We start from the raw sequence: 11,323 nt of genomic DNA, 5'->3' as shown, positions 1-11,323 counted from the left end.
CCATGAACGGTCTGTCGACCCTCCTGATCGTCGTCGGCCTCTTCCTGGTCGGCGGCATCGTCTCCTTCGTGAAGCAGAAGATGCCCGCGAGCCTCATCGTGCTGCTCTCCATCGGCGCGGGGATGTGCCTCGTCGCGGGCGTCCTGCGGCTGGAGGTGTGGAATTGAGCACCAAGAAGGTCGTGGTCTTCGACTACGGCTTCGGCAACGTCCGGTCCGCCGAGCGGGCCCTCGCGCGCGTGGGCGCCGACGTCGAGATCACCCGTGACTTCGACCGGGCGATGAACGCCGACGGCCTGCTCGTGCCGGGCGTCGGCGCCTTCGCCGCCTGCATGCGGGGTCTGCGCGCCGCCCGCGGCGACTGGGTGATCGACCGCCGGCTGTCCGGCGGCCGCCCGGTGATGGGTATCTGCGTCGGCATGCAGATCCTCTTCGCGCGCGGCATCGAGCACGGCGTGGAGGCCGAGGGCCTGGACGAGTGGCCGGGCACGGTCGCGCCTCTCCAGGCCGAGGTGGTGCCCCACATGGGCTGGAACACCGTCGACGCCCCGGCCGGCTCCCGGCTCTTCGCGGGCCTCGACGCCGACGCCCGCTTCTACTTCGTGCACTCCTACGCCGTCCACGACTGGGCCCTGGAGACGCACAACCCGGTGATCGAGGCCCCCAAGGTCACCTGGTCGACGCACGGCGAGCCGTTCGTGGCCGCCGTGGAGAACGGCGCCCTGTGGGCGACGCAGTTCCACCCCGAGAAGTCCGGCGACGCCGGCGCCCAGCTCCTCACCAACTGGATCGGAACCCTGTAGACCATGGCCAAGCTCGAACTCCTCCCCGCCGTCGACGTCCGCGACGGCCAGGCCGTACGCCTCGTCCACGGCGAGTCCGGGACCGAGACCTCCTACGGCTCGCCGCTGGAGGCCGCCCTCGCCTGGCAGCGCTCGGGCGCCGAGTGGCTGCACCTGGTCGACCTGGACGCCGCGTTCGGCACCGGCGACAACCGGGAGCTGATCGCCGAGGTCGCGCGTGCGATGGACATCAAGGTGGAGCTGTCCGGCGGCATCCGCGACGACGACACCCTCGCCGCCGCCCTCGCCACCGGCTGCACCCGCGTGAACCTGGGCACCGCGGCCCTGGAGACCCCCGAGTGGGTCGCCAAGGTCATCGCCGAGCACGGCGACAAGATCGCCGTCGGCCTGGACGTGCGCGGCACGACCCTGCGCGGCCGCGGCTGGACCCGCGACGGCGGCGACCTCTACGAGACGCTGGCGCGCCTCGACAAGGAGGGCTGCGCCCGCTACGTCGTCACCGACATCGCCAAGGACGGCACCCTCCAGGGCCCGAACCTGGAGCTGCTGCGCAACGTCTGCGCGGTCACCGACCGCCCGGTCGTGGCCTCCGGCGGCGTGTCCTCCCTGGACGACCTGCGCGCCATCGCCGGTCTCGTGCCCCTCGGTGTCGAGGGCTCCATCGTCGGCAAGGCCCTGTACGCGAAGGCGTTCACCCTGGAAGAGGCACTGGAGGCGGTGGCCGAGTGAGCGACGTCCGACGCGTGTCCACCGGCGCGCCCTGGGAGGAGCAGTTCGGCTACTCCCGCGCGGTGGAGCTGCCGAACGGCCTGGTCCTGGTCTCGGGCTGCACCTCCATCGTGGACGGGCAGATCGCCGGGGGCGGCCCGTACGAGCAGGCGGTCAACGCGTTCAAGGTCGCCCTGGCGGCGCTCGATCAGCTGGGGCTCGGCCGTGACGACGTCGTCCGCACCCGCATGTACCTCACGCACGCCCGTGACGTGGACGAGGTCGGCCGGGCCCACAAGGAGCTGTTCGACGCCGTCCGGCCCGCCGCGTCCATGATCATTGTCTCCGGTTTCGTCGACCCCAGCCTGGTCGTCGAGGTCGAGGTGGAGGCGTTCCGAGGAGTGACGGCATGACCCTGGCCATCCGAGTCATCCCCTGCCTGGACGTGGACAACGGCCGGGTCGTCAAGGGCGTCAACTTCCAGAACCTGCGCGACGCCGGCGACCCCGTCGAGATGGCCAAGGTGTACGACGCCGAGGGCGCCGACGAGCTGACGTTCCTGGACATCACCGCGTCCTCGGGCGACCGGGAGACGACGTACGACGTGGTGCGCCGCACCGCGGAACAGGTGTTCATCCCGCTGACGGTCGGCGGCGGTGTCCGTACGGCCGAGGACGTCGACAAGCTACTGCGGGCCGGCGCCGACAAGGTGGGCGTGAACACCGCGGCCATCGCCCGTCCCGAGCTGATCCGGGAGATCGCGGAGCGCTTCGGCCGGCAGGTGCTGGTCCTCTCCGTCGACGCCCGCCGGACCGAGTCCGGATCCTTCGAGGTGACCACCCACGGCGGCCGCCGCGGGACCGGCATCGACGCCGTCGAGTGGGCGCACCGGGCGGCCGAGCTGGGCGCGGGGGAGATCCTGCTGAACTCCATGGACGCGGACGGCACCAAGGACGGCTACGACCTGGAGATGATCGCGGCCGTCCGCAAGCACGTCACGGTCCCGGTGATCGCGTCCGGCGGCGCGGGCGGCCTCGCGCACTTCCCGCCGGCCGTCACGGCGGGCGCGGACGCGGTGCTGGCCGCGTCGGTGTTCCACTTCGGCGACCTGCGGATCGGCGAGGTGAAGCGGACCCTGCGCGAAGCGGGGCACCCCGTCCGCTGACCTCCCCTCGCCCCGACCGCTCCGAGTACGGCCGAAAACGAAAGAGAAGTTGCGCAAAATAAGTTGTGCAACTTCTCTTTCGTATCTAGGGTCGCGGTATGGCGAGTCAGCAGGAGCGGCGGATCACCGACACGGGCACCCTCAAGGCCCTCTCCCATCCGCTGCGCATGAAGCTCTACCGGCTGCTGTTCGTCGCCGAGGCGGCCACCGCCTCCCAGCTGGCCGAGCAGGTCGACGAGGCCGTCTCCCTGGTCAGCTACCACCTGCGCAAGCTCGCCGAGCACGGCCTGATCGAGGCCGCCGACCCGCAGCGCGCGGACGGCCGGGAGCGCTGGTGGCAGCCCGCGTCCGAGACGGTCTCCATCCGCGACGAGGACTTCCGCGACGCCCCCGAGAAGGCGGCCGCGCACCTCGCCGCCTCCCGCATGTTCGTGGACCAGCGGGCCGAGATGTACCGCGGATACCTGGACACCCGCGCCCACTGGGGCGCGGAGTGGAACGAGGCCGCCCACGACTCGGAGTCCCTGCTCCGGCTCACCGCCGAGGAACTGGGCGCGCTGAAGAAGGACCTGCACGACCTGCTCAGGCGCTACGACGAGCAGGGGCGCGCCCGCGAGGCCGCCGGCGACACCGAAGGGCGCGAGCACGTCGCGCTGCACGTGTACGGATTCCCGTTCCGCGTCTGACAAGGGACCCCTGGTGACCGACACCCTGATACCCGCGCCCGCCGCCACCGCGGCCGACGCGCCCGCCCACCGCGACCCCAACGTGCTGCGCTGGCTCGCCGCCTACACCTCCTCGATGCTCGGCGACGGCGTCTACTACCTGGCCCTGTCCTGGGCCGCCGTCCAGGCGGGCTCCCCGGCCCAGGCCGGACTCGTGATGTCCGCCAGCGCGCTGCCCCGGGCCGTGCTGATGCTCGGCGGCGGAGTGATCGCCGACCGGCTCGGCCCGCGCCGGGTCGTCATCGGCAGCGACGCCGTCCGCTGCGCGGCTGTCCTCGCCGTGGCCGCCCTGCTCTTCCTCACCACCCCCGGACTGTGGCCGCTCGCCCTGCTGGCCCTGGTCTTCGGCACGGTCGACGCGGTGTTCATGCCCGCCGTCGGCGCCCTCCCGGCCCGCCTCACCGGCAAGGGCCAGCTCGCCCGGGTCCAGGGCATGCGCGGTCTCGCCATCCGCTTCTCCAACGTGCTCGGCGCCCCGCTCGGCGGGCTCGGCGTGGCCGTCGGCGGGGCGTCCGCCGCCTTCGCCCTGGCCGGGCTGCTCATCGCCGTCTCCGTACCGCTGCTGATCTCCGTACGCGTCCGCGACCTGCCCGCGGACGACGCGCCCCGCCCGGGCGGCACCACCGCACTGGGAGATCTCGCGGCCGGGCTGCGGTACATCCGCCACCACCGCGTCCTCGCCCCGCTGATGCTGGCCATCGCCCTCGGCGACTTCGGCTTCGTCGGCCCGCTCAACGTCGGCCTCACCCTGCTCGCCGACCGGCGCGGCTGGGGAGCCTCCGGCATGGGCTGGGTCCTCGCCGGCTTCGGGGTCGGCGCGGGCGCCGCCGCGCTGCTGCTGGCGGTGCGCGGCCGGGTGCCCCGCGCGGGCGTCGTCATCGGCTGCGCCTGCACGGCCGGGTCGGTGGCCATCGGCGCCCTCGGGTTCGTCCCCGCGCTCACCGGCGCCGTCGTCGTCGCCGCGCTCGTGGGCCTGCTCGCCGGGCTCAGCGGCGCCCTGTGCGGGGCCCTGCTGCAGACCTGCGCCGACCCCGCCTACCTGGGCCGGGTCACCGCCGTCGCCGGACTGGTCAGCCTCGGCCTCGCCCCGCTGAGCATGCCGTTCGCGGCCGCCGCGATCGGGACCTGGGGCCTCGGCCCGGTCTACGTCGTCAGCGCGGTCGTCTGCGGTCTCGGCGGGGTCGTCGCCCTCGCCGTCCCCGGCCTGCGCCGCGCGGAACTGCCCGGCTGACCGTCATCCCCGCGGCTGGACCAGCTGCACGAGATTGCCCACCGTGTCGTCGAGCACCGCCGCCAGCACCGGCCCCTGCTCCTGCGGCTCGTGCGCGAACCGCACACCGAGGCCGGTCAGCCGCGCGTACTCCGCCGCCAGGTCGTCCACCGAGAAGACGATGCACGGCAGACCCGCCTCGTACACCGCCCTGCGGTACGGCTCCGCGACGGGCCCCTGACCGGGCTCCAGCAGCAGCTGCAGATCCGGCTGGGCCCCCTGCGGCGCCCCGACCGTGACGAACAGCGTGTCGTTGCCGAGATCCATGTGGACGCGCGTCTCGAAGCCGAGGACCTCGGTGTAGAAGGCGTGCGCCCTGGCCACGTCGTCGACGTACACGTTGGTCATCGCGACCTTGATCACCGGAGGTGCCCCCTTCAGATGCCGAGCTGCCGGGACGCGTGCAGGGTGTCGATCGCCGCCGCGTCGCCCTCCAGCTCCACCTGGGCCGCGTCCTGCCGGCCGTAGGCGAACATCAGCAGCTCCGACGGCTCGCCCGTCACCGTGACCACCGGCGCGCCGCGGTGCGCCACCACCGTCTGACCGTCCGGCCGGCGCAGCACCAGACCCGTGGGCACACCCCGGCCCATCAGCCGCGCCATCCGCTCCAGCCGGGACCACAGCGTGTCCTGGAACACCGCGTCCAGCTCCCGTCGGCCCCAGTCCGGCTGGGCCCGGCGCACGTCCTCCGTGTGGACGTAGAACTCGACGACGTTGGCCGCCTCGTCCACCTGCTTGAGCTGAAAGGGTGAGAAGCGGGGCGGGCCGGTACGGATCAGCTGGATCAGCTCCTCGTACGGCTTCGCGGTGTACTCCGCCATCACCTTCTCCAGGCGCGACGCGAGCGGCTTGATCAGCGCGCCGCCCGCCGCGTCCGGACGGCGCTCACGCACGATCACGTGCGCGGCCAGGTCCCGGGCCCGCCAGCCCTCGCAGAGGGTCTCGGCGTCCGGACCGACGGTTTCCAAGAGGTCGGCGAGCAGCAGCCGTTCACGCTTGGCGAAGGTCGACATGGACTCAGCCTACGACCGCGCGCCAGGTCCGCCCAGTGGACACGGACGGTCACCGCCCCTCCCGGCGCGGCACAATGGCACCCATGAGCAGCACGCCCCCGCCCAGCGGCCTCGACCCGGAGATCGCCGCCCGCCTCAAGCGCAGCGCCGACGGCCTCGTCCCCGCCATCGCCCAGCAGTACGACACCGGAGAGGTGCTGATGCTGGGCTGGATGGACGACGAGGCGCTGCACCGCACCCTCACCACCGGCCGCTGCACCTACTGGTCGCGCAGCCGCGGGGAGTACTGGGTCAAGGGCGACACCTCCGGCCACTTCCAGTGGGTGAAGTCGGTCGCGCTGGACTGCGACGCCGACACCGTGCTGGTCAAGGTCGACCAGGTGGGCGCCGCCTGCCACACCGGCGCGCGCACCTGCTTCGACGAGGACGTCCTGCTCGCGGGCGCCGATTCCGGTTCCCTCCGCGCCGGTCAGTAAGGTCGACGGCCATGGACCTCGAGACCTTCCGCAAGCTCGCCACCGACCGGCGCGTCATCCCGGTCACGCGCAAGCTCCTCGCCGACGGCGACACCCCGGTCGCGCTCTACCGCAAGCTCGCCGCCGAGCGCCCCGGCACCTTCCTGCTGGAGTCCGCGGAGAACGGCCGCTCCTGGTCCCGGTACTCCTTCGTGGGCGTCCGCTCCGCCGCCACGCTCACCGCGCGCGACGGCCGCACGCACTGGCTCGGCGACCCGCCGGTCGGCGTCCCCGTCGACGGCGACCCGCTCGCCGCCCTGCGGGCCACCATCCAGACCCTGCACACCCCCCACCAGGAGGGCATGCCGCCCTTCACCGGCGGCATGGTCGGCTACCTCGGCTACGACATCGTCCGCCGCCTGGAGAAGATCGGCCCCGGCGAGCGCGACGACCTGCGGCTGCCCGAGCTGACCATGTTCCTGACCAGCGACCTCGCCGTGATGGACCACTGGGAGGGCTCGGTCCTGCTGATCGCCAACGCGATCAACCACAACGACCTGGACACCGGCGTCGACGAGGCCTGGGCGGACGCCGTGGCCCGCCTCGACGCCATGGAGGCCGACCTCACGCGCGCGGTGGCCCAGCCCCCGGCCGTTCTGCCGCCCTCCGAGCTGCCCGAGTACACCGCGCTGTGGGGCGGCCCGGACTTCCAGCGGGCCGTCGAGGACGTCAAGGAACGCATCCGGGCCGGCGAGGCCTTCCAGGTCGTGCCCTCCCAGCGGTTCGAGACGCCCTGCACGGCGAGCGCCCTCGACGTCTACCGGGTGCTGCGGGCGACCAACCCCTCGCCGTACATGTACCTCTTCCGCTTCGACGGGTTCGACGTCGTCGGCTCCTCCCCGGAGGCCCTGGTGAAGGTCGAGGACGGGCGGGCCATGGTGCACCCCATCGCCGGCACCCGGCACCGCGGCGCCACCCCGCAGGAGGACCAGGCCCTCGCCGACGAACTCCTCGCCGACCCCAAGGAGCGCGCCGAGCACCTGATGCTGGTGGACCTCGGCCGCAACGACCTCGGGCGGGTCTGCGAGCCGGGTTCGGTCGAGGTCGTCGACTTCATGTCCGTCGAGCGCTACTCGCACGTGATGCACATCGTCTCGACCGTCACCGGCAAGGTCGCCGAGGGCCGCACGGCCTTCGACGTGCTCACCGCGTGCTTCCCCGCGGGCACCCTCTCCGGCGCCCCCAAGCCGCGCGCGATGCAGATCATCGACGAACTGGAGCCCTCCCGCCGCGGCCTGTACGGCGGCTGCGTCGGCTACCTCGACTTCGCCGGCGACTCCGACACCGCGATCGCCATCCGCACCGCCCTGCTGCGGGACGGCACGGCCTACGTACAGGCCGGTGCCGGCATCGTCGCCGACTCCGACCCGGTCGCCGAGGACCAGGAGTGCCGCAACAAGGCGGCGGCGGTCCTGCGCGCCGTGCACACCGCCAACCGCCTGGGCGGACGGCCCGGTTCCGCCGAGTAGGGCGCATCTCATGGAACCCCGGGTGACGGTTCGCCCGGGGTTCAGGCGATAGTGGACTACGTGACTGCTGTTCCCCACCCCCGTTCCGAAGCCGCCGCACCCGCCCGGTCCGGCCGGCGGAGCCTCGCCGCGGCCCTCCTGTTCGGTGCCCTCGGCGCGGCCGTGACGCTGCTCGCGACCCGGCAGCGCTGGGCGGAGGGCACCGCGACGGTGGCCGGCGGCGCGTTCCCGCTGACCGTGAAGGGCAGCGACGTCACCGGCGTCCCCGCGGCCCTCGCCATAGTGGGCCTCGCCGCGCTCGTCGCCGTCTTCGCCGTCCGCAGGGCCGGCCGCCTCCTCGTCTCCGCCCTGCTCGCGCTGTCCGGCGCCGGCATCGTGGCCGCCGCCCTCGTGTCCGCCTCCGACACCTCCGTGCTGGACGAGAAGGCGGCCCAGGCCAGCGGCGACACCTCCGCCACGGTCGCCGCGCTCAGCCACACCGGCTGGCCCTACGTCGCGGCCGTCGGCGGTGCCCTGATCCTGCTCGCCGGCCTGCTCGCGCTGCGCTTCGGCAGCCGCTGGCCCGCCATGTCCGGCCTACTACGAGCGCGGTGGCGACCGCCCGCGCCGCACCGCCCGCCCGGTCGACCCGGAGCGCCCTGAGGAGATCTGGAAGGCCCTGGACCGCGGTGAGGACCCCACCGGCGCCTGAGCCGCCGCACGGGCTGGCCGCGCGGGAATGTGGCGAACCAGACGCCACCCCCGCGTCCGGCAGCCCCGCGCGTACGGGACAATGGAGGAGAGCGTCCGGCTCGGACAGTGACGGGCGGGCTCGGAACCGTACGGACACGTACTACGACACGTACACAGCAACGAGGAGCAAGTCATGGCGGGCAGCAGCCACGGTCACACCCCGGCCGCCTGGACCGGTGTCACTATCGCTTTCATCGGTTTCTGCGTCGCGGGCGCCTTCATGGTGATGGCCCAGCCGCTCGGCTTCTGGGCCGGCATGGTGATCGTGGTCCTCGGCGGTGTCGTCGGCGGCATCATGCGCGCCATGGGTCTCGGCATGCCGAAGGAGGCGCACGCCGCTCCCCGGACGGCTCCCGTCGCGACCCGCGAGCCGGCCGGCGTCGAGGGCTGAGCCCCCAGGTTTCCCACGAGGGGCGGCCCGGCATCCGGAAGGGTGCGGGCCGCCCCTCGTCGTGTGCGGGGTCGCCGGGTGGTCGGGTGCGGGGCTGCCGGGTCGTCGGGTGCGGGGCCGCCGGGCCGAGGCCGTACGACCGCCGGGCGGCCGCTTCGCCCGCGCGCGTACCGGAGCGGCGGGGCAGAATGCCCGCGTGAACGCCGACAGCCGCCCGGTCCCCGCCCCGGCTCCGCGCCCCGTCCCGCCCGTCCCGGCATGGCGGCGGCTCGCCGTTCCGGCCGGGCTGTTCGCGGCCGTCGCCGGAGCCTGCGCCTACGTGGGCGCCGTCGACCCCAACGAGCCCGGCCACTACCCGGTCTGCCCCCTCTTCCGGCTCACCGGCCTGTACTGCCCCGGCTGCGGCGGACTGCGCAGCGCGCACGCCTTCGTCCACGGCGACCTCGGCACCGCCCTGCACGACAACGCGGCCGGTGTCGTCGCCTACGTGGGCTTCGCCGTGCTGTGGGCCGTCTGGGTGGCCCGGGCGGCACGCGACCGGCCGCTGCGGCTTGCCCTCGGCCCGGCGCACCTGTGGGCGATCGGCACCCTGCTGCTGGCGTTCACCGTGCTGCGGAACCTGCCCGCCGGAGCATGGCTGCGTCCCTGAGGCGGTCCCGGCGGGTGGCCCGTCACGCGGTCCGCCCGGTGGCCCGCCGGGCGGTCACGGGGTGAAATGTCCAGGTAGTGGGACCGCCGTCCACCGGATGCGAGGCCACCCCGTTCCTGCGGATACCATCGCAGTGACCAGAGGTTTTCAGAACCTGAAGGAACCACCGTCCGGAAGGGGGCCGCTCGCGTGAGTGTGCTCGACGAGATCATCGACGGAGTCCGTGCCGACCTCGCGGAGCGGCAGGCACGCGTCAGCCTCGACGAGCTCAAGGAGCGCGCGGCCAAGGCCCCCGCCGCCAAGGACGGGGTGGCCGCGCTCAAGGGCGACGGCGTCAAGGTGATCTGCGAGGTCAAGCGCTCGAGCCCCTCCAAGGGCGCGCTGGCCGCGATCGCCGACCCGGCCGGGCTGGCCGCGGACTACGAGGCGGGCGGTGCGGCCGTCATCTCCGTCCTCACCGAACAGCGCCGCTTCGGCGGCTCGCTGGACGACCTGGAGGCCGTCCGCGCGCGCGTGGACATCCCGGTCCTGCGCAAGGACTTCATCGTCACGTCCTACCAGCTGTGGGAGGCCCGGGCGTACGGCGCCGACCTCGCGCTGCTGATCGTCGCCGCCCTCGACCAGCCGGCCCTGGAGTCGCTGATCGAGCGGGCCGTGTCCATCGGGCTCACCCCGCTCGTCGAGGTGCACGACGAGGACGAGGTCGAGCGGGCCGTGGACGCGGGCGCCAAGATCATCGGTGTGAACGCGCGCAACCTCAGGACGCTGGAGGTCGACCGCGGCACCTTCGAGCGGGTCGCCCCGGAGATCCCCGACCACCTCGTGCGGGTCGCCGAGTCCGGTGTGCGCGGACCGCACGACCTGATCGCCTACGCCAACGCCGGTGCGGACGCGGTCCTGGTGGGCGAGTCCCTCGTCACCGGACGCGACCCCAAGGCGGCCGTCTCCGACCTGGTCGCCGCGGGCGAGCACCCCGCGCTCCGGCACGGCCGGGGCTGATCCTTCGGTAGGCTTGGTCCTGATGATGCTTCCGATCACCCCGGCGACGCGGGACCCGTACGCCCGCCTCGCCCGAGGCTGCCGGCCCCGCGGCTGCCGTGCCCCCGCGCGCCGGGTGCACGGGCGGCGGGTCCGCTACGTGATCGGCGACGAGCCCGGCCAGGTGAACGGCATGCGATGGCGTCCCGCCGTGTGCGCCGGCTGAGCGGCCGTCTTCCCACGGTCCTCGGCTGAGCCCCCACCCTCGCCCCACCCGGGCCGACCCGGGGCTCCGGCCCCTCGGCCCACGCCCACCCACCGGCTCTCCGGCCCGTGACGGCTCGCGACTCGGCCTGCCGAGGGGCGACCCACCCGGTCCCGCGACGCGGTCGGCCGACGGGCCGCCCTTCGGGCTCACCCCCATGCGGCCCGCGACTCGGCCGGCCGGCGAACGGCCCGTCCGGTTCGCGCCCCGGCCGTCGGGAGCGCCTCACGGCAACCCGGACCGGTTGTCCGGAAGCGACCCCACGGGTCCCCGCACGCCGCGACCGGCGACGGCCCGCACGGGGCACGCCCGGCGGACCGGACGCGGGTCCCTCGGGGTTCGTGAGCGGTCGACCGGTGAGCGTCCCCGTCGGGTTCGCGACACGGGCGGCCGGACGCGTTCCCTTCGGGTGCGTGAGCGGCCGGCCGGAGAGCGTCCCCGGGTTCGCTCGGGCCCGCGACACGGGGCGGCCGGACGCGGTCCCCACGGGGTCGTGAGCCGGTCGGCCGGAGCGCGGCGCCGCCGGCGGAGTCGTGCGGTGGGCGGAGCCCGGTAGCCCGGGAGGGTGCTTGTCCGGGCCCTGCCGACAGGCGGGACCGGGCGGGTGGGAGAACACCGGCGAGGCCGGCGCACGCGTACCC

The 11,323-nt window shown here is 73.9% G+C and carries 15 protein-coding genes and 1 pseudogene; 14 read left to right on the top strand and 2 right to left on the bottom strand.

All coding sequences use genetic code 11. The features are described 5' to 3' along the window. Window positions 1-2 precede the first annotated feature (2 nt). From N8I86_RS11500 to N8I86_RS11470, 7 genes are all read left to right on the top strand, one after another. Complete coding sequence (locus N8I86_RS11500) at window positions 3-167, top strand: hypothetical protein (RefSeq protein WP_176985766.1); 165 nt, start codon at window positions 3-5, stop codon at window positions 165-167. Next, window positions 158-802: an imidazole glycerol phosphate synthase subunit HisH gene (hisH, locus tag N8I86_RS11495; protein ID WP_123438192.1), complete on the top strand. Its 645-nt coding sequence runs from the start codon at window positions 158-160 to the stop codon at window positions 800-802. The genes N8I86_RS11500 and hisH overlap by 10 nt, the downstream gene beginning before the upstream one ends. A 3-nt stretch (window positions 803-805) precedes the next feature. After that, entirely contained in the window at window positions 806-1,531 is a 726-nt protein-coding gene (gene priA / locus N8I86_RS11490) for a bifunctional 1-(5-phosphoribosyl)-5-((5-phosphoribosylamino)methylideneamino)imidazole-4-carboxamide isomerase/phosphoribosylanthranilate isomerase PriA (RefSeq protein ID WP_093478419.1), read from the top strand. Then, window positions 1,528-1,923, top strand: a complete 396-nt coding sequence (locus N8I86_RS11485; RefSeq protein WP_123438193.1) for a RidA family protein — start codon at window positions 1,528-1,530, stop codon at window positions 1,921-1,923. The genes priA and N8I86_RS11485 overlap by 4 nt, the downstream gene beginning before the upstream one ends. Then, the gene (gene hisF, locus N8I86_RS11480; protein ID WP_073892835.1) at window positions 1,920-2,675 is read left to right on the top strand and encodes an imidazole glycerol phosphate synthase subunit HisF; all 756 of its coding nucleotides are present in this window, start codon (window positions 1,920-1,922) and stop codon (window positions 2,673-2,675) included. The genes N8I86_RS11485 and hisF overlap by 4 nt, the downstream gene beginning before the upstream one ends. 98 nt (window positions 2,676-2,773) lie before the next feature. Next, entirely contained in the window at window positions 2,774-3,361 is a 588-nt protein-coding gene (locus N8I86_RS11475; RefSeq protein WP_123438194.1) for an ArsR/SmtB family transcription factor, read from the top strand. A 13-nt stretch (window positions 3,362-3,374) separates the two neighbouring features. Continuing rightward, entirely contained in the window at window positions 3,375-4,631 is a 1,257-nt protein-coding gene (locus N8I86_RS11470; protein ID WP_073892829.1) for an MFS transporter, read from the top strand. Between the two features lie 3 nt (window positions 4,632-4,634). Here N8I86_RS11470 and N8I86_RS11465 read toward each other — a convergent pair whose 3' ends face one another. Together N8I86_RS11465 and N8I86_RS11460 are read right to left on the bottom strand one after the other, a co-directional pair. Continuing rightward, window positions 4,635-5,033 (bottom strand): VOC family protein, encoded by a 399-nt coding sequence (locus tag N8I86_RS11465; protein ID WP_073892826.1) that lies wholly within the window; start codon window positions 5,031-5,033, stop codon window positions 4,635-4,637. 14 nt (window positions 5,034-5,047) lie between these two features. Then, window positions 5,048-5,683 carry a TIGR03085 family metal-binding protein gene (locus N8I86_RS11460; RefSeq protein ID WP_073892823.1) on the bottom strand — a complete coding sequence of 212 codons (636 nt, stop codon included), beginning with the start codon at window positions 5,681-5,683 and terminating at the stop codon, window positions 5,048-5,050. Window positions 5,684-5,766: 83 nt separating this feature from the next. Between N8I86_RS11460 and hisI the strand changes: the two genes are divergently transcribed. From hisI to trpM, 7 genes and pseudogenes are all read left to right on the top strand, one after another. Beyond that, window positions 5,767-6,159, top strand: coding sequence for a phosphoribosyl-AMP cyclohydrolase (hisI, locus tag N8I86_RS11455; protein WP_263277718.1), 393 nt, complete (start codon window positions 5,767-5,769; stop codon window positions 6,157-6,159). A gap of 11 nt (window positions 6,160-6,170) precedes the next feature. Further along, window positions 6,171-7,667, top strand: a complete 1,497-nt coding sequence (locus N8I86_RS11450) for an anthranilate synthase component I (protein ID WP_073892817.1) — start codon at window positions 6,171-6,173, stop codon at window positions 7,665-7,667. Between the two features lie 51 nt (window positions 7,668-7,718). Continuing rightward, window positions 7,719-8,358, top strand: a pseudogene (locus N8I86_RS11445) (TIGR02234 family membrane protein). A gap of 174 nt (window positions 8,359-8,532) precedes the next feature. Further along, window positions 8,533-8,790 (top strand): HGxxPAAW family protein, encoded by a 258-nt coding sequence (locus tag N8I86_RS11440; RefSeq protein WP_073892812.1) that lies wholly within the window; start codon window positions 8,533-8,535, stop codon window positions 8,788-8,790. 196 nt (window positions 8,791-8,986) lie between these two features. Further along, on the top strand, window positions 8,987-9,439 hold the full coding sequence (locus tag N8I86_RS11435; protein WP_263277717.1) for a DUF2752 domain-containing protein: 453 nt from the start codon (window positions 8,987-8,989) through the stop codon (window positions 9,437-9,439). 189 nt (window positions 9,440-9,628) lie between these two features. After that, window positions 9,629-10,438: an indole-3-glycerol phosphate synthase TrpC gene (trpC, locus tag N8I86_RS11430; protein ID WP_073892808.1), complete on the top strand. Its 810-nt coding sequence runs from the start codon at window positions 9,629-9,631 to the stop codon at window positions 10,436-10,438. A 22-nt stretch (window positions 10,439-10,460) separates the two neighbouring features. Next, window positions 10,461-10,643: a tryptophan biosynthesis modulator TrpM gene (trpM, locus tag N8I86_RS11425; RefSeq protein WP_073894086.1), complete on the top strand. Its 183-nt coding sequence runs from the start codon at window positions 10,461-10,463 to the stop codon at window positions 10,641-10,643. The last annotated feature ends 680 nt before the right edge of the window (window positions 10,644-11,323 follow it).

This window comes from Streptomyces albidicamelliae, from assembly GCF_025642175.1.
Classification (GTDB): Bacteria; Actinomycetota; Actinomycetes; order Streptomycetales; family Streptomycetaceae; genus Streptomyces; species Streptomyces albidocamelliae.
This window is presented reverse-complemented; position numbering and strand designations above follow the sequence as displayed.